We start from the raw sequence: 25780 nt of genomic DNA, 5'->3' as shown, positions 1-25780 counted from the left end.
ACCGCGGACCGGTGCACCGCGCGGTGCCGCACGCCGGCCGGCCGCGGCCCCACGGGAGCCGATCCGGCTCACAGTGAGGGGCGGGGCCCGCTGAGGGCAGCGTTGCCGGGGGGAAACAGCGGGGATGCGGTCGGGAAACAGCAGCCGCGCACGCTCTCCGTATGACCTCGAACAAGGAGCCGGACCGGGACCCGGGCCGCCGTCGCGTTGTGGTGATCGGCGGTGGCATGGCCGGTGCCCGGCTCGTGCAGCAGCTGACCGCCCTCGGCGGCGGTGCGCCCGCCGGCGGCACCGACGTCACCGTCATCGGCGAGGAACCGCACGGTCCGTACAACCGGGTCCTGCTCGCGGACGTCCTCGCGGGACGGTACGGGCCCGAGGTGATCGCCCTGCCCGCCCCCGGCGCCTCCGTGCGGCATCTGACCGGCGTGCGCGCCGTGCGGATCGACCGCGACGCGCGGCTGGTGCTGTGCGACGACGGGCAGAGCGTGCCGTACGACGCGCTGGTGCTGGCCACCGGCTCCAACCCCGTACTGCCGCCCCTGCGCGGCCTGTTCGAGCCCGACGGCCGCGATCTGCCGGCCGGGGTGCACCCCTTCCGCACCCTCGACGACTGCCGGGCGCTCGCCGAGGCCGTGCGCCCCGGCGTGCGCGCCGTGGTGATCGGCGGCGGGCTGCTCGGCGTCTCCGCCGCACGGGCCCTCGCCCGGTGCGGCGCGCAGGTGGTACTGGCGCAGCAGGGCGAGCACCTCATGGAACGCCAGCTCGACGCCGACGCCTCGGGCATGCTGCGCGGCCACCTGGAGGCGCTGGGCGTGGAGGTGCACACCGAGTGCCGGGTCCGCGGGCTGCGCACCCGGAGCGTCACCCGGGACGGCGGCTCGTCCGCCCGCGAGGTGACCGCCGTGGAGCTCGCCGACGGTTTCCGGCTCGACGCCGAGATCGTCGTCCTCGCCTGCGGGGTGCGGCCCCGCACGGGCCTCGCGCTGGCGGCCGGGCTGAAGGTCGCGCGCGGCATCGTCGTCGACGACGAACTGCGCACCGCCGACCCCCGCGTCCACGCCATCGGCGACTGCGCCGAGCACGACGGCATCGTCTACGGACTGGCCGGGGCCGCGCAGGAGCAGGCCGACGTCCTGGCCGGGGTGCTGGCCGGAGCCGCGGGCGGTCCTGCCCCGCGCTACCGCGGCACCCGCGCCCTGACCCGGCTCAGCCTGCCGGCCTGGTCCGGCCCGCTGCCGGCCGGTGGTGGCGGCAACGGCGCCGCCGCCACCGGCCGGACGGTCCCGGTACCGGTCCCGGCGGACGACGGTGACCTGTCCGCCCTTCGCCCGGATCCGCGGCGCCCGGAGCCGCAGCCCGTCACCGCCGGGGCCGCCACCGCTGCCGCCGGGGACGCCGCGGCCACCGCGGCCACCGCGCTCGCCGCCGCGCCGGGATCCGGCACCACCGGCCCCGCGGCGGACGACTCCGGAGCCGGCGCAGCCGCCGGCCCTCTCGACCTCGCCGCCTTCGGCGAGACCACCCCCGCCCCCGGGGACGACGTCATCCATCTCTCCGACGCCACGCGCGGCGCGTACCGCAAGGTCGTCGTCCGCGGCGACCGGCTTGTCGGCGGAATCCTTCTCGGCGATCTCGGCACTGTCGGCGCGCTCGCCCGCACCTGGGAGGGCGACGAGCCGCTGCCCTCCGCTCCCCTGCTCCATCTGCTCACCGATGACGGAGGTCGCTGAGATGGCACCCGACCGGACCCCCCGCCTCAACCGCGTGAACGGCGTGAACGGGACGTTCGCCGCGACCGCGGGCACCGCCCCGGGCACCGACGGCACCGGCCGTCCCACCATCGTCCTCGTCGGCCATGGCATGGTCGGCCAGCGCTTCCTGGAGGCCCTCGCCGACCGCGGGCTGACGGAGCGCGCCCACATCGCCGTGTTCTGCGAGGAACCCCGCGCCGCCTACGACCGGGTCCAGCTCACCTCGTACTTCTCCGGCCGCGCCCCGGAGGACCTGGCGCTCGCCGAGCCGGAGTTCATGGAGAAGCACGGCATCGAGTTCCACCTCGGCGACCCGGCCGTGGCCGTCGACCGCGAGGCGCGCACCGTCACCTCGCGCGCCGGGCGCACGCTCCGGTACGACACCCTCGTGCTCGCCACCGGCTCGTACCCCTTCGTCCCGCCGGTGCCCGGCAAGGACGCCGAGGGCTGCTTCGTCTACCGCACCATCGAGGACCTGCTCGCCATCGAGGAGTACGCGAAGAACTCCCGCACCGGCGCGGTCGTCGGCGGCGGCCTGCTCGGCCTGGAGGCCGCCGGGGCGCTCAAGGGCCTCGGCCTGGAGACGCACGTCGTGGAGTTCGCGCCCCGGCTGATGCCCGTCCAGGTGGACGAGGGCGGCGGCACCGCGCTCCGCCGCACCATCGAGGACATGGGCGTCGAGGTGCACACCGGCGTCGGCACCCGGGAGATCACCACCGGCGACGGCGGCTCCGTCACCGGCATGGCCCTCTCCGACGGCTCCGTGCTCGCCGCCGACCTCGTCGTGTTCTCCGCCGGCATCCGCCCCCGCGACCAGCTCGCCCGGGACTGCGGCCTGGCGGTCGGCGAGCGCGGCGGCATCACCGTCGACGAGAGCTGCCGCACCTCCGACCCGGCGGTCTACGCCATCGGCGAGTGCGCCCTGGCCGCCGACGGCAGGGTCTACGGCCTGGTCGCCCCCGGCTACGAGATGGCCGAGACCGCCGCCGCCGCCATCGCCGGCGCGGAGGCCGCCTTCACCGGCGCCGACACCTCCACCAAGCTCAAGCTGCTCGGGGTGGACGTGGCGAGCTTCGGCGACGCGCACGGCACCGCCGAGGGCTGCCTCGACGTCGTCTACTCCGACTCCCGCTCCGGCGTCTACAAGAAGCTGGTCGTCGGCCCCGACGGTGCGCTGCTCGGCGGCGTCCTGGTCGGCGACGCCGACGCCTACGGCATGCTGCGCCCGCTCACCGGGTCCGTGCCGCCGGTGCCGCCCGAGCAGCTCGTGCTGCCCGCGGGGGCCGGGGCGCCGGTCGCGCTGGGGCCGTCCGCGCTGCCCGACGAGGCCGTCATCTGCAGCTGCCACAACGTCACCAAGGGCAGCATCCGCGGAGCCGTCACCGAGCACAACTGCGGCACGGTGCCCGAGGTCAAGAAGTGCACCAAGGCCGGCACCGGCTGCGGCAGCTGCGTCAAGGTGCTCACCACGCTCGTCAACCACGAGCTGGAGGCCCAGGGCGTCAGCGTCGACAAGGGCCTCTGCGGCTGCTTCGCGCACACCCGCGCCGAGCTGTACGAGATCGTCCGGGTGCGGCAGCTGACCTCGTACGCACAGGTGCTCGACGAGCACGGCCGTGAGGAGGCGCGCGGCGGCGACGGCTGCGAGATCTGCAAGCCGACCGTGGCCTCGATCATCGCCTCCCTCGCCCCCTCCATCGGTGCCGACGGCTACGTCCTGGACGGCGAGCAGGCCGCCCTCCAGGACACCAACGACCACTTCCTCGCCAACATCCAGCGCAACGGCTCCTACTCGGTCGTCCCGCGCATCCCCGGCGGTGAGATCACCCCGGAGAAGCTGATCGTGATCGGCGAGGTGGCCCGCGACTTCGGGCTCTACACGAAGATCACCGGCGGGCAGCGGATCGACCTGTTCGGCGCCAGCGTGGACCGGCTCCCGCAGATCTGGGCCCGGCTGGTCGACGCGGGCTTCGAGTCCGGGCACGCGTACGGCAAGGCGCTGCGCACCGTGAAGTCCTGCGTCGGGCAGACCTGGTGCCGCTACGGCGTGCAGGACTCGGTCCGGATGGCCATCGAACTGGAGCTGCGCTACCGGGGCCTGCGCTCGCCGCACAAGCTGAAGTCCGCCGTCTCCGGCTGCGCCCGGGAGTGCGCGGAGGCGCGCGGCAAGGACTTCGGGGTCATCGCCACCTCGAACGGCTGGAACCTGTACGTCGGCGGCAACGGCGGCGCCGACCCGCGCCACGCCGACCTGCTCGCCCAGGACCTGTCCGACGCCGAACTGGTCCGCCTCATCGACCGGTTCCTGATGTTCTACATCCGCACCGCCGACCGGCTGGAGCGCACCTCCGTCTGGCTGGAGCGGATCGAAGGGGGCCTGGACCACGTCCGGGACGTGGTGGTGCACGACTCGCTCGGCATCTGCGGCGAACTGGAGCGGCTGATGGCCGACCATGTCGCCGGCTACCGCGACGAGTGGGGCGCGACGCTGGAGGACCCGGAGCGGCTGCGCCGCTTCGTCTCCTTCGTCAACGCCCCGGGCACCCCCGACCCGTCCGTCCGCTTCGTGCCCGAACGCGACCAGGTCAAGCCGGACCTCGACATCCTGGCCGGCCCCGTTCTCCCCGTCCGCACCCTCGAAGGGAGCTCCGCCCGATGACGCTCGCACCCGAGACCACCCTGGACCGGCTCACCCCGGCCGCCGCCGGTACGGCCACCACCACCACGACCCGTGTCGAACTGCTGGTCGGCAACCGCTGGCACGCGGTCTGCGACACCGCCGGCCTCACACCCGGCCGCGGGGTGGCGGTGCTGCTGCCGGACGGGCGGCAGGCGGCCGTCTTCCTGGACCGGGCGGGCGCGGTGTACGCGATCGGCAACCAGGACCCGTTCACCGGCGCCTACGTCCTCTCCCGCGGGCTGATCGGCCGCACGGGGCGGGACGGCCGGCCGTTCGTCGCCTCGCCGCTGCTCAAGCAGCGCTTCGACCTGGCCACCGGCCAGTGCCTGGACGACGCCTCGGTGGCCGTGCCCGCGTACACCGCGCGCAGGAGCTGAGACCGCCACGGTCGGCACCACCGCGGCCGCCGCCCTCCACGCCGTCGTCCGCACACGCGTCCGGCGCGCCACCGGTCCCTCACGGGCCGGGGCGCGCCGGAGCCATGCGGCGGGGCGGGCGGCTGTCCGCGGCTCAGCGCCGTCCGGGCAGGTGGTGCTTCCATCCGGCCACGGTGTAGGCGAGCTTCATGGCGTAGTAGGCCGGCTTCGGCCGGTACTCCTCGTCGTACGGGCAGGCCGCGCCCTCGCCCTCGAACCAGCCCGGCACCCAGGAGTCGGCGTCCGAGAAGCCCCAGACGGTGATGCCCTCGCAGCGGGCGACGGCCGTGCAGGCGTCGGTGACGGCCTTGTACTCGACGGCCTGCCGGAGCAGCTTCTTCTTGGTGACCGGCAGCTCCATGCGGATGTCGAGCTCGGTGACGACGACGTCCAGGCCGAGGTCGGCGAAGCGCTGGAGGTTGGCCTTCATGTCCTCCGGCTGCTGTCCGAGCACCAGATGGCCCTGGACTCCCACGCCGTGGATCGGCACGCCCTCGGCCAGGAGCTTCTTGACCAGCCGGTACGTCGCGTCGCTCTTGGGGCCGAGACCGTCGGTGTTGTAGTCGTTGATGAACAGCTTCGCGTCCGGGTCCGCCCGGTGGGCGGCGTGGAAGGCCTCGGCGATGTAGTCCTCGCCCATGGCGTTGTGGAAGATGGTCTCCCGGAAGGTGCCGTCCTCGTTGAACGCCTCGTTGACCACGTCCCACCGGTCCACCCGGCCCTTGTAGCGGCCTGCCACGGTGGCGATGTGGTCTGTCATGATGGTACGGATATCGGACGGGCTGAAGTCGCCCTCGTTCAGCCAGGCGGGGAGCTGGCTGTGCCACACCAGGACATGTCCATACAGATCCTGCTCGTTCGCATCCGCGAAGTCTGCGATACGATCGGCGTCGGTCCAGTTGAACTCGCCGCGCTCCGGCTCGACCGACTCCCATTTCATCGCGTTCTCGGGAGTGATACTGCTGAACTGCGTGGCGGCGATACGCGCGTAGGTGGGATCGTCCAGCCGGTGGGCCGCGACGGCCGTGCCGGCGAAGCGGCCCGTCGACGCGGCGGCATCGCTCAGCGTCCTGCCGTGGGCCTTGCGGTGAGCCTCGCCGTGGGCTCCTCCGGAGGTCTCCGCGGCGGTCGCGGGCGAGGCCGAGACAGCGCCGAGACCACCGAGCAGGGCGGTCGTGACGAGAGCCGCCACCGCGGCCCTCCGGACGCGCAGTAGATTCATGAGGTTCCCTCTCAGCTTCACGCGCTTCCAGTTTTCCGGAAGAATGCTGCAAGTTTTCGGAGGCTGCGCCGGGAACGCTAGAGCTGGTTGGGACACCCGTCAACGGGTGTGGTGCAAGGAGGTTCCATGGCGGTCGACGAAGCCGGGCAGTCGCGACCCAAGGTCACGATCACGGCGATCGCACAGGAAGCGGGGGTTTCCGTCCCGACGGTCTCGCGCGTGGTCAACGGCCGGTCCGACGTGGCGCCGGAGACCCGCGCCAAGGTGGAGGACCTGCTCCGCCGCCACGGCTACCAGCGGCGGGGCACCGCCGGCCGCGAGGGGGCGGGCCTGATCGACCTGGTCTTCAGCGATCTCGACAGCCCGTGGGCCGTGGAAATCATCCGGGGCGTGGAGGAGGTGGCGCACGCGGCCGGCATGGGCACGGTCGTCTCCGCCACCCACGGCCGGGCCGGTGCCACCCGGCAGTGGCTGGAGAATCTGCGGGACCGCGCCTCCGACGGCGTCATCCTGGTGACCTCCGCCCTGGAACCGCTGCTCCAGAAGGAACTGCGGCGGCTGGACGTCCCCATCGTGGTGGTGGACCCGGCCGGCTCCCCCGCCCTGGACGCCCCGACCGTCGGCGCCACCAACTGGGCGGGCGGCATGGCCGCCACCGAACACCTGCTGGAGCTCGGGCACCGCCGGATCGGCTTCATCGGCGGCCCCATGCGGCTGCTGTGCAGCCGGGCCCGGATGGACGGCTACCGCACCGCGCTGGAGGCGGCGGGCATCCCCGCGGTGGACGAACTCATGGTGGGCGGCGACTTCTACCACGAGTCCGGTTTCACCGGAGCGCAGAAACTGCTGGACCTGCCCGAACCGCCCACCGCGATCTTCGCCTCCAGTGACCAGATGGCCCTGGGCGCGATCGAGGCGCTGCGCCGCCGGGGACTGCGGGTGCCGGACGACGTGAGCGTCGTCGGCTTCGACGACCTGCCCGAGATGCGGTGGTCCTCGCCGCCGCTGACCACCGTGCGGCAGCCGCTGGCCGAGATGGGGAAGGTCGCGGCGCGTACGGTGCTGCGCCAGGCCCGGGGTGAGGAGCTGGACTCCCCGCGGGTCGAGCTGGCGACCGAGCTGATCGTCCGGCACAGCTCGGCGGCGCCCGCCCGGGAGTCCTGAGCGGCGCCGGCCCCGCCGCCGGTCCAGCCCGTCCGACCGCCCCGCCGCCGGTCCAGCCCGTCCGGCCGGTCCCGCCGCCGGCGCCCTCCGGGGTCCGCGGCTCCGGGGCACAGGGCCCCGGGCCCGCAGCCGGCGGGCCCCTCAGGCGCCCCTCCGGACCCGCTCGGGGCCCCTGGTGCCCTCGGCGCCCCGGCGCCCCGTGAGGGCGGGAGAGCGTGAACCTCCCGCGCCGGCCGCACCACCGACCCGGGGCCGGCCCTGTGCATCCCGCCCACCCCGGCGGCCCCCGAACCCGGCAGCCCCAAACAGCCCCAATGGACACTTGGGTCCCACACACCCCCTCGGCCACCCGCACCGGGAAGCACCGGCGAACGCGGACGCGGGCGCCGGGGCGGTAGCCTCAGGCAACCGGCAACCCCCGTGGCCCCTGCACCCGTTCCGCGGACCGCGCCGGCGGCCCGGCCTTCCGGCACCCCGTCAACCGGCCCTCCATGCCCCGGCATTCGGGTGCCCGTACGGCGGCCCGGGGGGGCCGCCCGAACCCCTCCGGCACGAACCCTCCGATCCCATTTTCGTTACAGCCGTTGACACAGCTCATGATGGATCCGTAACTTCCAGAAACATCGACCGATAATTTTCGGAAAGCTTCCGGAAGGTGTGCCATGCGGAACAACCTGTCACGTAGAGGCGGCCGTACCATCGCCGCCGTCACGGCCACGATCGTCGCTTCGTCCGTCCTGGCCGCCTGTGGCAGCAGCGGCCCCGAAGGCTCCGGAGGCGGTGAGGAAGGGACCCTCAACGTCTGGGTCTACGGAGACGCCTCGACCAAGGTGCAGGACGAGGCCGTCAAGCGGTTCAACAAGAACTCCGACGTCAAGGCCAAGCTCACCAAGGTCCCCGGCGACAGCTACCAGGACAAGCTCCGTACCGCGATGGGCACCCCCAACGCCCCGGACGTCTTCTTCAACTGGGGCGGCGGAAGCATCGCCAACTTCGTCGAGAAGGACATGCTCGTCGACCTCACTCCGGAGTTCGAGAAGGACCCGGACCTCAAGGGCGCGTTCATCGACACGATTGTCGACGCCGGCAAGGTCAACGACAAGTACTACGGCGTCCCCATGCGCGGTATGCAGCCGGTGATCCTGTTCTACAACAAGAACGTCTTCGAGAAGGCCGACGCCGAGCCCCCGCAGTCCTGGGAGGACATGCTCGCCCTCGTCGACACCTTCAAGGAGGAGGGTGTCACCCCGTTCGCCCTGGCCGGCGCCGACGCCTGGCCCGAGCTGATGTGGGTCGAGTACCTGCTCGACCGCAACGGCGGCGCCGAGGTCTTCCAGCGCATCCAGGACGGCGACTCCGAGGCCTGGGGCGACCCGGCCGTGCTCAAGACGGCCGAGCAGATCAAGGAACTGGTGGACCGGGGCGCGTTCGGCAAGAACTACGCGTCGGTCAACTACACCGAGGACGGTGCCTCCACCCTCTTCGCCAAGGACCGCGCCGCCATGCACCTGATGGGCAGCTGGGAGTACGCCAACCAGAAGGCGAACCAGCCCAAGTTCGCCGAGGACGGCATCGGCTGGACCTCCTTCCCGGCCCTCCCCGACGGCGAGGGCGACCCCAAGAACGTCGTCGGCAACCCGACGAACTACTGGTCGATCAACGCCAAGGCCAAGGAGCAGGAAGCGGCTCTGGAGTTCGTGAAGACCGCCGCCGAGGACGCGTACGTCAAGGACCTGGTCGCCAACGGTGACGTGCCCACCACCTCCGACGCCGAGGAGCGGCTGAAGGCCCACGACGCCCCGCAGTACGCCGAGTTCCAGTACGAGATGGTCAAGGCCGCCCCGAACTTCACCCTCTCCTGGGACCAGGCGCTCCCGTCCCAGCAGGCGGAGCCCATGCTCACCAACATCCAGAAGCTCTTCAACGGCCAGCTCTCGCCGAAGGACTTCGTCGAAGCGATGAAGGGTCTGTAAGTCACATGCCGGCGTCCGCCACCCCTGGTACCACGGTGAAAGAGCCCCCCACGGGAGCGGTCAGGGCCCGGCCGTCCCGCGCCTCATCAGGCGCGGGGCGGCCGGGCCTCGGCTGGGCCGTCCCCGGGCTGCTCTTCTTCACCTTCTTCGCGATCATCCCGATGCTGCTGGTCGTGGCTCTGTCCTTCACCTCGTGGCAGGGCCTCGGCCTCCCCGAGTGGACCGGCGGCGCCAACTGGTCCCGGCTCTGGGAGGACCCGGAGATGCGGCAGGCCATCTGGCTGAGCGTGCTGCTCACCGGGCTGTCCTGGCTCTTCCAGACCCCGGTGGCGCTGCTGCTGGGCGTCTGGGCCGCAGGGCCGCAGCGCAACCGCGCCGTCCTCTCCGCGATCTTCTTCCTGCCGCTGCTGGCCTCCTCGGTGGCCCTGGCGCTGCTCTGGAAGTCACTGCTCGACCCGAACTTCGGTCTGATCGCCGACATCGGCCCGTACATCGGCTTCCCCGACGGCAATCTGCTCGGTGACCCCCAGGGCGCCTTCGCGGCCGTGCTGTTCGTCGCCTCCTGGCAGTTCATCCCGTTCCACACGCTGCTCTACCAGGGCGGCGCGCGGCAGATCCCGAAGTCGCTCTACGACGCGGCATACGTGGACGGGGCCGGTACCGTCCGGCAGTTCTTCAGCGTCACCCTGCCGCAGCTCAAGAACACCGTCATCACCTCCTCGGTGCTGATGGTGGTCGGTGCGCTGACCTTCTTCGACACCGTGCTCATCCTCACCGAGGGCGGTCCCGGTACGGACACGACCATCGTGCCGTTCCTCATGTACACCACCGGATTCGACGCGTTCGACATGGGCTACGCCAGCGCCATCGCCACCATCCTGGTCGCCATCGCCACCGGCATCTCCCTGCTCCTCGTACGACTCACCGGCTTCAGCGCCATGCGCAGTACCCGGGAGGGAATGTGACCGACGTGCTGTCCAAGCGCCCCGCCACCGGCTCACCGGAGCACGGCGGCCCCCGGCCCGCGTCCGGACGGCGGTCCTTCCGGCTGCCGCGATGGAACTACCCGGCCGGTTTCGCCTCCCTGATCTGGCTGCTCATCGTCGGCGTCCCGCTCTACGCCCTGGTGACCTCCACCCTGCGGACCCGGGACGACTATCTCGACAGCGGAGCGCTGTCGGTGCCGGGCGACCCGACCCTGGACAACTACCGCAAGGTCTTCGAGAGCGACTTCCTGACCTACCTCACCAACACGGCCATCGTCACCGTGGCGACCGCGGCCATCGTGGTGGTGCTCGCCGTGACGATCGGATACACCGTCGTCCGCACCCGCAGCCGGATGTCCAACCGGATCTTCCAGGTCTTCCTGCTGGGTCTGGCCATTCCCGCGCAGGCCGTGATCATCCCGGTCTATCTGATCATCACCAAGATGCATCTCTACGACTCGCTGCTCGCGATCATCCTCCCGACCGCGGCCTTCACGCTGCCGGTCAGCGTCGTGATCCTGGCGGGCACCATGCGCGACATCGACGAGGAGATGTACGAGTCCATGGCCCTGGACGGGGCCAGTTCGCTGCGCATCCTGCGGCAGCTCGTCGTACCGCTCAGCCGGTCCGGCATCTCCACGGTGATCGTCTATGCCTCGCTCCAGGCGTGGAACAACTTCCTGTTCCCCCTGATCCTCACCCAGTCCCCGGAGACCCGGGTGCTGACCCTCGGCCTCTACGACTTCGTCGGCCAGTTCCGGGTGGACATCCCGGCGCTGCTTGCGGCCGTCGTGCTGTCGATCGTGCCCATCTTCGTCGTCTATCTCTTCGCCCGCCGTCAGCTGGTCAGCGGCCTGATGGGCGTCGGCGGCAAGTAGACGGCACCGCCCCCCACCTCATGCGCCGGACAGGAGTCCCATGCACCCCGAGACGAAAGGCCCCTGGCAGGACACCTCGCTGTCCGCCGGGGACCGCGTCAGCGACCTGCTCGCCCGGATGACCCTGGAGGAGAAGCTCGCTCAGCTGTTCAGCATCTGGCCCGGCTCCGACTCCGAGGGCGAGGACGTCGCCCCTCTCCAGCACGAGATGACGGCGTCCGACGAGCCGGCGGACCTCGACGCCCTGATCCGGCACGGACTGGGCCAGCTCACCAGAGCCTTCGGCACCGCGCCCCTCGAACCGGCGGCGGGCGCCGCGGCCCTGGCCCGCACCCAGGCCCGGATCGCCGCGGCGAACCGTTTCGGCATCCCGGCCATCGCCCACGAGGAGTGCCTCACCGGCTTCACCACCTGGGGCGCCACCGTCTTCCCGACCCCGCTGGCCTGGGGAGCCTCCTTCAACCCGGCGCTCGTGGGCCGGGCGGCGGAGCTGATCGGCTCCACCATGCGCTCCGCCGGGATCCACCAGGGCCTCTCCCCCGTCCTCGACGTGGTGCGCGACCCCCGCTGGGGCCGCACCGAGGAGTCGATCAGCGAGGACCCGTACCTGGTGGCGACCATCGGCACCGCCTATGTGCGGGGGCTGGAGTCCAGCGGCGTCATCGCCACCCTCAAGCACTTCGCCGGCTACTCGGCCTCCCGCGCCGGCCGCAACCACGCCCCGGTCTCCGCCGGGCGGCGCGAACTGGCCGACGTCCTGCTGCCGCCGTTCGAACTGGCGGTACGGGACGGCGGAGCGCGCTCCGTCATGCAGGCGTACAACGAGATCGACGGGGTGCCGGCCGCCGCCGACTCCTGGCTGCTCACCGAACTGCTGCGCGACGAGTGGGGGTTCACCGGCACGGTCGTCGCCGACTACTTCGGCATCTCCTTCCTGGAGTCGGCCCACCACGTCGCCGGCTCGCCCCGGGAGGCGGCCGGGATGGCCCTGGCCGCCGGCGTGGACGTGGAACTGCCCGCCGTCCGCTGCTACGGCACCCCTCTGCTGGACGCCGTACGGGCCGGGGACGTCCCCGAGTCCCTGGTGGACCGCGCGGTCACCCGCGTCCTCCGGCAGAAGTGCGAACTCGGCCTCCTCGACCCGGACTGGGACCCGGCCCCGCCCGCCCTCGCCGCCCGCCCGCCGCGGTCACCGGCCCCGCCGCCCGGCGGCGGACACCGCCCCGGACGCCGCGGGCACGGCGGATACCGCGGGCGCCGTGGCCCCGCTGACCGCCGCCCGCGAGGCGGCCCTGCGGCCGGGCACCGTTCCGGGCGCCGCGGGTGTCGACTTCGACCCGGCCGAGATGCGGGCGGTGGCCCGGCAGCTGGCGGAGGAGTCCGTCGTGCTGCTCGCCAACGACGCAGGACTGCTGCCGCTCACCGACGGCCCGGGCTCCCGGATCGCCGTGATCGGCCCGATGGCCGACGACCCGGCCGCCATGCTCGGCTGCTACACCTTCCCCCGCCACGTCGGCGTCGAGCACCCCGAACTGCCGCTGGGCGTGGAGGTCCCCACCCTGCTGGAGTCCGTCCGGGAGGCCCTGCCCGGAGCGGAGATCTCGCACGCCGCCGGCTGCGTACCGCCGGAGCCGGAGAAGTCCGGCGCGGTGGCCGCGGGCGTCGCCGGCGCGGATTCCCCGTCCCTCGGCGGCGTCCTCAGCAAGCCGGAGACCGCTTCCGGCGGAGGGGCCGGGCTGCCCACGGCCGCGGAACTCCTCGGCGCCGAGGAGGACCTGCTCTCCGAGGCGGTCGGACTGGCCGGCGCGGCGGACGTCTGCGTGGCCGTGCTCGGCGACCGCTCGGGTCTCTTCGGCCGCGGCACCTCCGGCGAGGGCTGCGACGCCGCGGACCTCGAACTGCCCGGCGCGCAGGGTGCGCTGCTGGACGCCCTGCTGTCCACCGGCACCCCGGTCGTGCTGGTCCTGCTGACCGGACGCCCGTACGCCCTCGGCCGGTACGCCGGCCCTGGCCGCTCCGGCGGCACGCCCCCGGCCGCCGCCGTCGTCCAGGCGTTCTTCCCCGGGGAGGAGGGCGGGCCGGCCGTCGCCGGTGTGCTGTCCGGGCGGGTCAACCCCTCCGGACGGCTGCCGGTCAGCGTGCCGTACGGGTCCGGCGGCCAGCCCTGGACGTACCTGGCCCCGCAGCTCGGGCTGCACAACGAGGCCAGCTCGCTCGACCCGACGCCGCTCTACCCGTTCGGGCACGGCCTGTCGTACACCTCGTTCGCGTGGACCGGCGGTGCGGTGGAGGCCGCGGACGGCTCCGCGGCCTCCACGGCCGACGGCGACGGGACCGTCCTGCTGGACACCGACGGGGAGGCCACCGTCCGGCTCACCGTGCGCAACACCGGCGACCGGCCCGGCACCGAGACCGTCCAGCTCTATCTGCACGACCCGGTGGCCCGGACCACCCGGCCGGTGAACCGCCTCATCGGCTACGCGCGGGTGCCGCTCGGGCCGGGCGAGGCCGCGGAGGTGCGGTTCGGCTTCCACACCGACCTCGCCGCGTACACCACGCGCGACGGCCGCCGCATCGTGGAGCCCGGCGACCTGGAGCTGCGGCTCGCCGCGTCCAGCGCCGACATCCGGCACACGGCCCGGGTCCGGCTGAACGGGGCGGAGCGCACCGTCGGGCACTGCCGGCGGATGGTCTGCGCGGCCATGGTGCACCGGCTGGGCGTGCCCGGGCAGGGCACGGCCGCGGCGGCGCCGGAACCGGCGCGCGAGGAGAACGGCACCGTGGCCGTCGCGCCCCCGGTGCGGTCCCTCTAGGCTGACGGCGGGCCGTGTGAGCGGCCCGCCACCAGCCGATCCGAGGAGCAGGGCGTGCGGCGCTGGAGCGTGAGCGACATCCCCGACCAGAGCGGCCGCACAGCCGTGGTGACCGGCGCCAACAGCGGCCTCGGCCTCGTCACGGCCCGCGAACTCGCCCGGCACGGCGCCGAGGTGGTGCTCGCCTGCCGGGACGAGACGCGCGGCCGGGCCGCCGAGGCCCGGATCGCGGAGGAGATTCCGGGCGCGCGGGTCCGGCTCGCCCGGCTCGACCTGGCGGACCTGGCCTCCGTGCGGGAGTTCGCCGGCGCCTTCCTCGGGGACGGCGGAAGCGGCGGGTCCGGGTCCGGCGGTACCGCGCGGCTGGACCTGCTGATCAACAACGCCGGTGTCATGGCGCTGCCGTACCGGCGCACGGCCGATGGCTTCGAAACCCAGTTCGGGGTCAATCACCTTGGCCACTTCGCCCTCACCGGCCTGCTGCTGCCGGCCCTGCTCGCGACACCGGGCGCACGGGTGGTCACCGTCTCCAGCGCGATGCACCTGCTGCCCGGCACGGGCGATCCCGGCGATCCCTCCGGCGAGGAGCCGTACCGCCGGTGGACGGCCTACGCCCGTTCCAAGAGCGCCAATCTGCTCTTCACCCATGAGCTGTCCCGCCGGCTGCGGCGGGCCGGCTCGGACATGGTGGCCGCCGCGGCCCACCCCGGCTACGCCGCCACCAATCTGCAGACCGCGGGCCCACGGATGGAGGGACGCCGCGGGACCGAGCGCCTGATGGGGCTCGGCGGCCGGCTGCTGGCCCAGCCCGCGGCGGCCGGCGCGCTGCCGACGCTGTACGCGGCCACCGCCCCGGACGTCCGTCCGGACGGCTTCTACGGGCCCGGCCGCACGATGCCTCCCCGGGGCGGACCGGCGCCCGCGCGGCGCGCGGCGCGGACGCTGGACGACGCGGCGTCCGAACGCCTGTGGCAGCGCTCGGAGGAACTCACCGGCGTCCGCTACGCGGCCCTGGACGTGCCTCCGGCGGTGTAGGCGGCGGCAGCGCGCCCTCCTTCCCGCCGCTTCCCGCCTCTTTCCGGTCCCGCCCCGCCACGGGACAGGAGCGGCCCGCGAGGCAGGCCCGGCGCCCGGGGCGGCCGGGGAGCCACCACGCCCGCGTGCCGTCCGGGCCGCGGGGGAAGCCGTGCCCGGTTCCGCCGCGGTCGTCCCCGCTCCGCCGCCCGCCCGTCACCGCTTGTTGATGCTCAGTCAACTACCGCCGCACAGACTCCCGGACACCGACTCCGCGTCCGGTCCGGCGCGGGGCAGACACGATCCTGGTGGGAGGATCCGTGGAACGTCGTACCTTCCTGCGCACCACCGTCATCGGCGGTTCGGCCGCGGCTTTCGGCGGCAGTCTCTGGCGCGGTGCCGCGTACGCGGCACCCGCTCAGCCCGGCAGCGGTCCCTACGGGGCCCTGCGAGCGGCGGACGCCAACGGCATCCGGCTGCCGGCCGGTTTCAGCAGCAGAGTGATCGCCCGGTCCGGCCACAAGGTCTCCGGCACCTCGTACACCTGGCACAACGCCCCCGACGGCGGAGCCTGTTACGCCGACGGCAGCGGGTGGATCTACGTCTCCAACTCCGAGATCAACCCCTCGGGCGGCGCGGGCGCCGTGCGCTTCTCCTCGTCCGGCTCGATCACCGGCGCGCACCGCATCCTCTCCGGCACCCGGCAGAACTGCGCGGGCGGCAAGACCCCCTGGAACACCTGGCTCTCCTGCGAGGAGGTCGACCGGGGCTACGTCTACGAGACCGACCCGTGGGGGGTGGAGCAGGCCGTCCGCCGGGACGCCATGGGCCGCTTCAAGCACGAGGCCGCGGCGGCCGACCCGGTGCGCAAGGTGGTCTACCTCACCGAGGACGTCTCCGACAGCTGCTTCTACCGCTTCCGGCCCACCACGTGGGGCGACCTCTCCTCCGGCACGCTGGAGGTGCTGAGGATGGGGCCGGGCACCTCCGGCCCCGTCACCTGGGCCACCGTGCCCGACCCGAGCGGCGCCTCGGCCGCCACCCGCAACCAGGTCTCGGGCGCCAAACGCTTCAACGGCGGCGAGGGCTGCCACTACGCCGACGGCACCTGCTGGTTCACCACCAAGGGCGACAACCGCGTCTGGCAGTACAACGCGGCCGCCGAGACCATCGAACTGGCCTACGACGACTCGCTGGTGAGCGGCGGCACACCGCTCACCGGCGTCGACAACGTCACCCGCACCGCCTCCGGCGACCTCTACGTCGCCGAGGACGGCGGCAATATGGAGATCTGCGTCATCACCCCGGACAACGTGGTGGCGCCCTTCCTGCGCGTCGACGGCCAGTCCTCGTCCGAGATCACCGGACCGGCCTTCTCCCCCGACGGCAGCCGGCTCTACTTCTCCAGCCAGCGCGGCACCAGCGGCCGTTCCTCCGGCGGCATCACCTACGAGATCACCGGCCCGTTCCGCTCGTAGCGGCGGCCCGGAGGCCCGCGGCTGCCGTGGGCGGGGGCACATCGGCGCCGCCGTGGAGGAGGGCGGCGCCGAGCGGCGTCAGGGTGTGCAGCACGGCGCTGCCGTGCCGCAGGGTGACCACCAGCCCGGCGTCGCGCAGCACACTGGCGTGCTGGCTGGCGGAGGCCGGGGAGACGCCGACCCGGCGGGCCAGCTCGCCGGTGGTGCACCCGCCCTCGATGGTGCGCAGCACGGCGGACCGGGTCTGGCCGACCAGCTTGCCCAGCGAGCCGACCCCGGCCGCGTACGGCCGCAGCGGTGCCGGGGCGGCGCTCTCCCCGGAGTGCTGCACCGGATAGACGAGCACCGGGGCCAGCTCCGGGTCGTGAAAGGCGACCGGGGTGACCCGGCAGAAGAACGACGGCAGGAGGAGCAGGCCCCGGCCGTCCAGGCGGAGGTCCCGGTCCACCGGGTAGTCGGCCTCCAGCACCGGCGGACGCCAGCGCATCGCCGGGGGCAGCGAGGCCAGCAGCCGGTCGGCGCCGCCGTCGAGCAGCGCCCGGCCGCGGGCGGCCCGGTCGGCCTCGATCTGCGCGCGGATGTGTGGCCAGTACGGGGCGATGGCGGCCCGGTGGTAGCCGCGCAGCGCCGCGATGAGATCGCCCAGGGCCCGGGGCCGCCCGGCGGCCAGTCCCTCGTGCCGCGGCGCGGGCCCGTGCGGGCCGTGGCCGCCGGCGGCGGCGAGCAGCCCGAGGTCCCGGCGGAGGCGCTCCTCCGGGGTCTCGCGGAGCGCCTCCATGGCGGGCTCCATCCCGCAAATACCCTCGGGCGGTGTCAGAAAGTCGGGAAAATAGCCGCGCACGGGCACCAGGGAGGCGAGCAGCCGTCCTTCACCGTTCAAGCGTGCCCGGGTCTCCCTCCGCCATTCTCCGAAGACCGCCGCGGAACGTTTGTCGCGCAGCCGGTGGAAACTCAGAACCGTTTCCCACAAGGCGTCCGGGCGCGCGGCTATGCGTATGCGCCCGAGGTCGCGTCCGGTGAAATGGATGCGTAGCACCAAACCCCCACAAGTATCCCCCCGTCCGGCTTCCCGACGAGTATGCACCTGCATACATTGGGTCACCACGTGCTTTTGGCCACAGTTGAAACGGGTCGCGGGGGACGGCCGCCCCACGGAAGGGTGGGACCCGTCGGGCTCCGGGAAACGGTTGTGAGGCTGTCGTGGGGGCAGTGCGGAAACCGTTTCCGGGCGGCTGGGTACCGCCCATGGGCCCGATGGGGTGGAGGACCGCGGTCCGGTGATTCTCGAGCTCGCCGGACCGCGGGAGTCCAGTTATGTGCGGCCCGGCGTCCGGGCCTGTCCCTTCCGGTGCGGAATGCGCTTTCCGGTCAGGTTGAATTTCAGAACATTTCTCCCCCCGTCCCGGGACACGCCATGGAACCGGCCCCGGAAAGGGGCGAGAAATTAGCGGTGGCAATCGGTCCGGCGCCCGGCCCGCCCCGGCCGCCTCCGCCCCCGCGGCCGCCCACTCGGCCGCCGGCTCCGCGGCCCGGCCCGTGCCCCGGCATGCGGAAGGGGGCGGCGCCCCGCACAGGCACCGCCCCCTTCGCCCGGGGATCCCGGGCCCGGCCGCCGCCGGTGAGGGTCGTGGCCGCGGCGGCCGGCTCCGGTTCGGCCGTGCTCCGGATCAGCGGCTGTCGCTGCCCAGGCTCTCCGCCGCCGCCCGGCCCGCCTCCAGGCGGGCGACGGGGATGCGGAACGGCGAGCAGGAGACGTAGTCCAGGCCCACCTCGTGGAAGAAGTGGACGGACTCCGGGTCGCCGCCGTGCTCACCGCAGACGCCGAGCTTGATGTCGGGACGGGTGGCCCGCCCGGCCTCGACCGCGTTCCGCACCAGCGAGCCGACACCGTCGCGGTCGATGGTCTCGAACGGGCTGACGCCGAAGATGCCCTTCTCCAGGTAGGCGGTGAAGAAGCTGGCCTCCACGTCGTCGCGGGAGAAGCCCCACACCGTCTGGGTCAGGTCGTTGGTGCCGAAGGAGAAGAACTCCGCGGCCTCCGCGATCTGTCCGGCGGTCAGCGCGGCCCGGGGCAGCTCGATCATGGTGCCGATGGTCAGCTTGAGGTCGGCGCCGGCGGCGGCCTCCACCTCGGCGATGACCCGCTCGGCCTCCTCGCGGACGAACTCCAGCTCCTGGACGGTGCCCACCAGCGGGATCATGATCTCGGCGCGCGGGTCGCCGTTGGCCGTCCGGCGCTCCGCCGCGGCCTCCGCGATCGCCCGGACCTGCATGGCGAAGAGGCCCGGGATGACGAGTCCGAGGCGTACACCGCGCAGACCCAGCATCGGGTTCTGCTCGTGCAGCTTGTGGACGGCCTGGAGCAGCCGGAGGTCGTTCTCGTTGGAGTCCTTGCGAGCCTCCGCGAGGGCGACGCGCACCGACAGTTCGGTGATGTCGGGCAGGAACTCGTGCAGCGGCGGGTCGAGCAGCCGTACGGTGACGGGCAGCCCGTCCATGGCCTCGAACAGTTCGACGAAGTCGGCCTTCTGGAGCGGCAGCAGCGCGTTCAGCGACGCGTCGCGCTCCTCGTCCGTGTCGGCGAGGATCAGCCGCTCGACCAGCTCGCGCCGCTCGCCGAGGAACATGTGCTCGGTGCGGCACAGGCCGATGCCCTGGGCGCCGAAGCGGCGGGCGCGGGCGGCGTCCTCGGCGTTGTCGGCGTTGGCGCGGACCCGCAGCCGGCGGACGCGGTCGGCGTAGGCCATCATCCGGTGCACCGCCTTGACCAGGTCATCGGCGTCCTCCGCGCCGGCGTGCATCCGGCCCTCGAAGTACTCCACGACCGGCGACGGCACGACCGGGACCTCACCGAGGTACACCTTGCCGTTGGAGCCGTCGATGGAGATGACGTCGCCCTCCTCGACGACGACCCGGCCCTTGCCGTCCGGCGACTTGGCGGTCAGGCAGCGCCTCTTGGTGTCGACCTCCAGCTCCTCGGCGCCGCAGACGCAGGTCTTGCCCATGCCGCGGGCGACGACGGCGGCATGCGAGGTCTTGCCGCCGCGGGACGTCAGGATGCCCTCGGCGGCGATCATGCCGTTGAGGTCGTCCGGGTTGGTCTCGCGGCGGATGAGGATGACCTTCTCGCCCGAACGGGACCACTTGACCGCGGTGTACGAGTCGAAGACGGCCTTGCCGACGGCGGCGCCGGGCGAGGCGGCGATGCCGCGGCCGAGCTGCTCGGAGGCGGCGGACTCGTCGAAGCGCGGGAACATCAGCTGCGCGAGCTGGGCGCCGTTGACGCGCTGCAGCGCCTCCGCCTCGTCGATCAGCCCCTGGTCGACGAGCTGGGTGGCGATCCGGAAGGCGGCACCGGCGGTGCGCTTGCCGACCCGGGTCTGGAGCATCCACAGCTGGCCGCGCTCGATGGTGAACTCGATGTCGCACAGGTCCTTGTAGTGCGTTTCGAGCGTCTCCATGATCTCCATCAGCTGGTCGTAGGACTTCTTGTCCAGCTGTTCGAGATCGGCGAGCGGCACGGTGTTGCGGATACCGGCCACGACGTCCTCGCCCTGCGCGTTCTGCAGGTAGTCGCCGTAGACGCCCTGCTGGCCGCTGGCGGGGTCGCGGGTGAAGGCGACGCCGGTGCCGGAGTCCGGCCCGAGGTTGCCGAAGACCATGGAGCAGACGTTGACGGCGGTGCCGAGGTCGCCGGGGATGCGCTCCTGGCGGCGGTACAGCTTGGCCCGGTCGGTGTTCCACGAGTCGAAGACCGCGCACACGGCCAGGTCCATCTGCTCGCGCGGGTCCTGCGGGAAGGAGCGGCCGGTCTCCTCCCGCACGATGCCCTTGAAGCGCTCGACGATCCGCTGCAGGTCGCCGGCGTCGAGGTCGATGTCGACGGTGACGCCCTTGGCCTGCTTGGCCTCCTCGATGGCCTCCTCGAAGAGGTCGCCGTCGACGCCGAGCACGGTCTTGCCGAACATCTGGATGAGCCGGCGGTACGAGTCCCAGGCGAAGCGCTCGTCACCGGACTGCTGCGCGAGGCCCGTGACGGAGGCGTCGGAGAGGCCGATGTTGAGGACGGTGTCCATCATCCCTGGCATGGAGAACTTGGCGCCGGAGCGGACGGAGACCAGCAGCGGGTCGTCGGCCTGGCCGAGCTTCTTGCCCATCGTCGCCTCAAGGGCGGCGAGGTGCGCGCTCACCTCGTCGCGCAGGGCGGGGGGCTCGGCGCCGGTCTCCAGGTAGACCTTGCACGCCTCGGTGGTGATGGTGAACCCCGGTGGCACGGGGAGACCGAGGTTCGTCATCTCGGCCAGGTTGGCGCCCTTGCCGCCCAGCAGATCCTTGAGATCCTTGTTGCCCTCGGTGAAGTCGTAAACGAACTTCCGCTGCTCGGCTGCGGCTACATGGGGGTTCGTGGTTTCCGACACGGGATCTCGCACTCCTCGTGGTGGGTTTCCCCCTCGGAGCGGTTCGGGGGAGGGGCTGCCCTGACGGCGGGGAGCGTACCCAGATCGAAGGTTGATGAGTACGTCCACTCGGTGGTCATCCGGTTGTAACCCCGCATCTGCCACGGGATCGAAAGTGAGCTACGCCTCCTGGCGGAATCGTTATGCGTTCAGGAAATGAACTCACACGGGCGGGGAACCGGCGGTGAGGCACCGGACGGTCGGGAGGGTTGCACGGTGCGTGACGCACTCCGCGACCTCTTGAAGGCAAGCCGGGTGGCACCCAGTGCCACCCTTTGAGAGGTGCAGGCCGCCGCAAAACGCTCATCTGAGCGAACCTCCGATCACAGTGGCGAGAATCACGCACCCTACGAGTACCCCATCTCACGACATGGACACAGGAGGGCGGCCGTTCGCTCGTATGAGCGAGATGGCCATCGGGCCCGGCTGAGGCGCACATCACAGTGAGACTTTTGCCCTGTGACTGGACAAAACCCTCCTGTACGTTCGTTCGCGTCGGAACCCACCCCATTCGGAGCCCCGGAGCCTCTCGTGGAAAGCGTCGCCCCCTCAGGCAAGCTGCGCCTCCCGCGACCCTCGATGCCCCGGCCCGGCCCCGGCGCACTGCGCCGCGGTGCCGAGCGCGTGCTGGCGGACAACTGGACCGGCACCTCGACCGTCCCCTCCCGCGGCCTCTATCCGCACCAGTGGAGCTGGGACTCGGCGTTCATCGCCATCGGCCTGCGCCACCTCTCCCCCGGCCGCGCCCGGCGCGAGCTGTCCACGCTGCTCGACGCGCAGTGGGAGGACGGCCGCGTCCCGCACATCGTCTTCAACCCGGAGGTGCCGGCCGGGGCCTACTTCCCCGGACCCGAGTTCTGGCGCTCCTCACGGGCCGGTTCCGGCGCCGGGGCTCCCGCCCGCACCGAGACCTCCGGCCTCGTCCAGCCGCCGGTCCACGCGCTGGCCGCCTGGCTGGTCCACGAGGCCGACCCGGAGTCCTCCGCCCGCGAGGGCTTCCTGGCCCGGCTCTACCCGCGGCTGGCCGCCTGGCACCGCTATCTGGTGGAGCGCCGCGACCTCCGGGGCCACGGGCTCGTCTCCCTCGTCCATCCCTGGGAGTCGGGGATGGACAACAGCCCCTGCTGGGACGCGCCGCTGGAACGCGTCGAACCCGCCTGCCGCAGCACCTTCCGGCGCGCGGACCTCGACCACTGCGATCTCGCCGACCGGCCCACCGACCTCGACTACGGCCGCTACGTCCGGCTCGCCGCCGACTACCGCGACCACGGCTACCGCGATGACGCGCCGCACTCCTTCGCGGTCGAGGACGTGGGCCTCAACGCGCTCCTCATCACCGCCGAGCACGCCCTCGCCCGGATCGCCGCGGACATCGGCGCCGATCCCGCGGAGCACCGGGCCCGCGCCGAACGCCTCACCCGCTCCCTGGTCGAACACCTGTGGGACCGGGAGGCGGAGATCTTCCGGGGCCACGACGTGGTGGGCGGCGAACCGCTCTACGGGCTCAGCGCCGCCGGGCTGCTGCCGCTCGCCGTGCCCGGGCTGCCCGACGAGGTCGTCGCCGGGCTGCTGGCCACCGCCACCGGCCCGCACTTCGGCCTCGGCCGCACGGTACGCCTGGTGCCCAGCTACGACCTGCGCGGAGCGGCCTTCGACCCGTCCCGCTACTGGCGCGGCCCGGCCTGGTTCAACATCAACTGGCTGCTGGAGCGCGGGCTGCGGCAGTACGGCGCCGTGGAACGGGCCGACGAACTGCGCGCCGCGACATTGACCGCGGCCGACGCCTCGGGCTTCGCCGAGTACGTCGACCCGCACAGCGGACTGGCACGCGGCAGCCGGGACTTCGGCTGGACGGCCGCGCTCGCCCTCGACCTGCTGACGGCGGCCGACCGCGCCCGGGACGAGGAGCCCGTCACGGCACCGCGCGCGGTGCGGTCCCCGGTGGTCGCCGCGGCCGAGGCGGCCGCGGTGCTCGGCCCGGAGGACGGCGAGCCGGAGCCCGCCCCCGGGGAGCGCGACCCGGTACCGGTCCGGGTCAGCCCGGTGCGGAGAGCGGCCCCGCGGCGCGAGGCATAGCGCGGGACACGGCGCGCGGCACAGCGCACGGCGCGCGGAGACCCGGCGGCGTCAGCCGCCCGAGGTGTCCAGCTCCGCGTCGGCTCCGGCGCACGCGCTGTCGTACGGATCGGCCAGCCAGCCGTCCGGCAGCACCACCCGGTTCCGCCCCGAGGTGCGCCCGCGCGGTCCGTCCGCGTGGGCCGGCCAGGGCTGGTCCGCATCCAGGCGGCCCAGCAGCTCGTCCAGTTCGGCCAGGGACGAGGCGGTCGCCAGCCGCCTGCGCAGCTCGGAGCCGACCGAGAAGCCCTTGGTGTACCAGGCGATGTGCTTGCGGAAGTCGATGACGCCGCGCGCCTCGTCCTCCAGCCACTCCCCCAGCAGCTGGGCGTGGCGCCGCATCACCGCGGCGACCTCCCCGAAGGACGGCGCCGCGGTCTCGCCGCCGCCCTCGAAGGCCGCCACCAGATCGCCGAACAGCCAGGGGCGCCCCAGGCAGCCGCGGCCGACGACCACACCGTCGCAGCCGGTCTCGCGCACCATGCGCACCGCGTCGGCGGCGGACCAGATGTCGCCGTTGCCGAGCACCGGGATCTCCGGGACGGCCTCCTTGAGGCGGGCGATGGCCTCCCAGTCGGCGGTGCCGCCGTAGTGCTGGGCCGCCGTCCGGCCGTGCAGGGCGATCGCGGTGACGCCCTCCTCGACGGCGATCCGCCCGGCGTCGAGGTAGGTGAGGTGGTCGTCGTCGATGCCCTTGCGCATCTTCATGGTGACCGGCAGCCCGCCCGCGCCGGCGACGGCCTCGCGCAGGATCGCGCGCAGCAGCGGCCGTTTGTACGGCAGCGCCGACCCGCCGCCCTTGCGGGTCACCTTGGGCACCGGGCAGCCGAAGTTGAGATCGATGTGGTCGGCCAGGCCCTCGTCGGCGATCATGCGGACGGCCTTGCCGACGGTCGCCGGGTCCACACCGTAGAGCTGGACGGAGCGGGGCTTCTCGGTGCCGTCGAAGTGGATCAGCCGCATGGTCTTGGCGTCCCGCTCGACCAGCGCCCGGGTGGTGATCATCTCGCTGACGAAGAGGCCCTTGCCGCCGGAGAACTCCCGGCAGAGCGTGCGGAACGGCGCGTTGGTGATTCCGGCCATGGGCGCGAGCACCACCGGCGGCTGCACGGGGTGCGGGCCGATCTGCAACTGCGTCATCGGGCGGCTTTCCTCGGTTCGTACGGTTCCGGCCGCCCCCGTACGGGGGCGGGGGCGGAAGGGGCGGCCTCCCATTGTCCCGCACCGGCGGACCGGTCGTGCCGCGGACGGGAACGGCGGGCGAGCAGCACCGCGCCCCGGTACCCGCCGTCAGCGGGCACCGGGGCGCCGGTGCGTTCACCGGGCGGGCGGCCGGCCCGGGGAGCCGGGCCGCCCCCGCGGTCAGCAGCCCGGGAGGCGGGCTCCGAGGTAGCCCTGGATCTGGTCCAGGGAGACCCGCTCCTGCTTCATGGTGTCGCGCTCGCGGACGGTCACCGCGTTGTCGTCGAGGGTGTCGAAGTCGACGGTGACGCAGAACGGAGTGCCGATCTCGTCCTGGCGGCGGTAGCGGCGGCCGATGGCGCCCGCGTCGTCGAACTCGATGTTCCAGTTCTTCCGCAGATCGGCGGCGAGGCCCTTGGCCTTCGGCGACAGCTCCGGGTTCCGGGAGAGCGGCAGAACGGCGGCCTTCACCGGCGCGAGGCGCGGGTCGAGGCGGAGCACGGCGCGCCGCTCCATCTTGCCCTTGGCGTTGGGCGCCTCGTCCTCGACGTAGGCGTCGAGCATGAAGGCGAGCATGGCGCGGTTGACGCCGGCCGCCGGCTCGATGACGTACGGGGTCCAGCGCTCACCGGCCTCCTGGTCGAAGTACGACAGGTCGTGGCCGGAGGCCTTGGAGTGGGCGCCGAGGTCGAAGTCGGTGCGGTTGGCCACGCCCTCCAGCTCGGAGAACTCGCTGCCGCCGAAGTTGAAGCGGTACTCGATGTCGGCGGTGCGCTTGGAGTAGTGGGAGAGCTTCTCCGCCGGGTGCTCGTACCAGCGGATGTTCTCCTCCTGGATGCCGAGGTCGCGGTACCAGTTCCAGCGCTCCTCCATCCAGTAGATGTGCCACTTCTCGTCCTCGCCGGGCTTGACGAAGAACTCCATCTCCATCTGCTCGAACTCGCGGGTCCGGAAGATGAAGTTGCCGGGCGTGATCTCGTTCCGGAAGGACTTGCCCATCTGGGCGATGCCGAACGGCGGCTTCTTCCGCGAGGTCTGCTGCACCGCGGCGAAGTTGGTGAAGATGCCCTGGGCCGTCTCGGGCCGGAGGTAGGCGACGGAGGCGGAGTCCTGGGCCGGGCCGAGGTGGGTGGAGAGCAGGCCGGAGAACTGCTTGGGCTCGGTGAAACCGCCCTTGTTGCCGCAGTGCGGGCAGTTGAGGTCGGCGAGGCCGTTCGCCGGCATGCGGCCGTGCTTGGCCTCGTACGCCTCTTCCAGGTGGTCGGCGCGGAACCGCTTGTGGCAGGAGGTGCACTCGGTGAGCGGGTCGCTGAAGGTGGCGACGTGGCCGGAGGCCTCCCAGACCTCGGGGGCGAGGATCACCGACGAGTCGAGACCGACCACGTCCTCACGCGCGGTGACCATGGAGCGCCACCACTGGCGCTTGATGTTCTCCTTGAGCTCCACACCCAGCGGCCCGTAGTCCCAGGCGGCTCGCTGACCGCCGTAGATCTCACTGCACGGGTAGACGAAGCCACGGCGCTTGCTGAGGCTGACGATGGTGTCGATCTTGTCGGCGGCCACGGTGCTCTCTTCATGATGACGACGAACAGCGGAATGCCTCAGGCTACCGGCGGGCGGTCCCCTGGGACCAATTGGTGTCCGGGCT

Annotated in this window: 15 protein-coding genes and 1 pseudogene; 11 read left to right on the top strand and 5 right to left on the bottom strand. The window is 72.7% G+C overall.

From position 1 onward, the window contains the following. The first annotated feature begins 161 nt into the window (after nucleotides 1-161). The 3 genes from E4N63_RS22685 (at nucleotide 162) to nirD (ending at nucleotide 4811) form a co-directional block, all read left to right on the top strand. Complete coding sequence (locus tag E4N63_RS22685; protein ID WP_230241567.1) at nucleotides 162-1733, top strand: NAD(P)/FAD-dependent oxidoreductase; 1572 nt, start codon at nucleotides 162-164, stop codon at nucleotides 1731-1733. Between the two features lie 130 nt (nucleotides 1734-1863). Next, complete coding sequence (gene nirB / locus E4N63_RS22680) at nucleotides 1864-4413, top strand: nitrite reductase large subunit NirB (protein ID WP_230242603.1); 2550 nt, start codon at nucleotides 1864-1866, stop codon at nucleotides 4411-4413. After that, nucleotides 4410-4811 carry a nitrite reductase small subunit NirD gene (gene nirD, locus E4N63_RS22675; RefSeq protein WP_125624516.1) on the top strand — a complete coding sequence of 134 codons (402 nt, stop codon included), beginning with the start codon at nucleotides 4410-4412 and terminating at the stop codon, nucleotides 4809-4811. Before nirB ends, nirD begins: the two co-directional genes overlap by 4 nt. A 133-nt stretch (nucleotides 4812-4944) precedes the next feature. On the opposite strand, the gene E4N63_RS22670 is transcribed toward nirD, so the two are convergent. Beyond that, nucleotides 4945-6072, bottom strand: coding sequence for an endo-1,4-beta-xylanase (locus E4N63_RS22670; protein WP_125624515.1), 1128 nt, complete (start codon nucleotides 6070-6072; stop codon nucleotides 4945-4947). A 126-nt stretch (nucleotides 6073-6198) separates the two neighbouring features. Between E4N63_RS22670 and E4N63_RS22665 the strand changes: the two genes are divergently transcribed. From E4N63_RS22665 to E4N63_RS22635, 7 genes and pseudogenes are all read left to right on the top strand, one after another. Then, nucleotides 6199-7236, top strand: coding sequence for a LacI family DNA-binding transcriptional regulator (locus E4N63_RS22665; protein ID WP_019709123.1), 1038 nt, complete (start codon nucleotides 6199-6201; stop codon nucleotides 7234-7236). Between the two features lie 662 nt (nucleotides 7237-7898). Beyond that, nucleotides 7899-9209 (top strand): ABC transporter substrate-binding protein, encoded by a 1311-nt coding sequence (locus tag E4N63_RS22660; protein WP_125626884.1) that lies wholly within the window; start codon nucleotides 7899-7901, stop codon nucleotides 9207-9209. 5 nt (nucleotides 9210-9214) lie between these two features. Continuing rightward, nucleotides 9215-10174: a carbohydrate ABC transporter permease gene (locus tag E4N63_RS22655; protein WP_125626885.1), complete on the top strand. Its 960-nt coding sequence runs from the start codon at nucleotides 9215-9217 to the stop codon at nucleotides 10172-10174. Continuing rightward, a complete protein-coding gene (locus tag E4N63_RS22650) occupies nucleotides 10171-11073 on the top strand; it encodes a carbohydrate ABC transporter permease (protein WP_374112815.1) in 903 nt (300 codons plus the stop codon). Before E4N63_RS22655 ends, E4N63_RS22650 begins: the two co-directional genes overlap by 4 nt. A gap of 40 nt (nucleotides 11074-11113) precedes the next feature. Further along, nucleotides 11114-13886, top strand: a pseudogene (locus tag E4N63_RS22645) (glycoside hydrolase family 3 N-terminal domain-containing protein). Nucleotides 13887-13940: 54 nt separating this feature from the next. Next, nucleotides 13941-14921, top strand: coding sequence for an oxidoreductase (locus tag E4N63_RS22640; RefSeq protein WP_230241566.1), 981 nt, complete (start codon nucleotides 13941-13943; stop codon nucleotides 14919-14921). A gap of 299 nt (nucleotides 14922-15220) precedes the next feature. Further along, nucleotides 15221-16378, top strand: a complete 1158-nt coding sequence (locus E4N63_RS22635) for an alkaline phosphatase PhoX (RefSeq protein ID WP_230241565.1) — start codon at nucleotides 15221-15223, stop codon at nucleotides 16376-16378. On the opposite strand, the gene E4N63_RS22630 is transcribed toward E4N63_RS22635, so the two are convergent. Both E4N63_RS22630 and ppdK read right to left on the bottom strand, forming a co-directional pair. After that, nucleotides 16356-17414, bottom strand: coding sequence for a helix-turn-helix transcriptional regulator (locus tag E4N63_RS22630; RefSeq protein ID WP_125625598.1), 1059 nt, complete (start codon nucleotides 17412-17414; stop codon nucleotides 16356-16358). The two genes, E4N63_RS22635 and E4N63_RS22630, sit on opposite strands and share 23 nt — an antisense overlap. A gap of 631 nt (nucleotides 17415-18045) precedes the next feature. Next, entirely contained in the window at nucleotides 18046-20796 is a 2751-nt protein-coding gene (gene ppdK, locus E4N63_RS22625) for a pyruvate, phosphate dikinase (RefSeq protein WP_230241564.1), read from the bottom strand. Nucleotides 20797-21414: 618 nt separating this feature from the next. On the opposite strand from ppdK, the gene E4N63_RS22620 reads away from it, so the two are divergent. After that, on the top strand, nucleotides 21415-22911 hold the full coding sequence (locus tag E4N63_RS22620) for a trehalase family glycosidase (protein ID WP_125625601.1): 1497 nt from the start codon (nucleotides 21415-21417) through the stop codon (nucleotides 22909-22911). A 51-nt stretch (nucleotides 22912-22962) separates the two neighbouring features. Here the strand turns inward: E4N63_RS22620 and dusB are convergent, their stop codons facing one another. Beyond that, nucleotides 22963-24090 (bottom strand): tRNA dihydrouridine synthase DusB, encoded by a 1128-nt coding sequence (gene dusB / locus E4N63_RS22615; RefSeq protein ID WP_125625596.1) that lies wholly within the window; start codon nucleotides 24088-24090, stop codon nucleotides 22963-22965. Between the two features lie 222 nt (nucleotides 24091-24312). Further along, nucleotides 24313-25695 (bottom strand): glycine--tRNA ligase, encoded by a 1383-nt coding sequence (locus E4N63_RS22610; protein ID WP_125625595.1) that lies wholly within the window; start codon nucleotides 25693-25695, stop codon nucleotides 24313-24315. Nucleotides 25696-25780 lie beyond the last annotated feature (85 nt).

Origin of the sequence: Streptomyces sp. MNU89 (assembly GCF_020982505.1) — a bacterium.
Classification (GTDB): Bacteria; Actinomycetota; Actinomycetes; order Streptomycetales; family Streptomycetaceae; genus Streptomyces; species Streptomyces xinghaiensis.
This window is presented reverse-complemented; position numbering and strand designations above follow the sequence as displayed.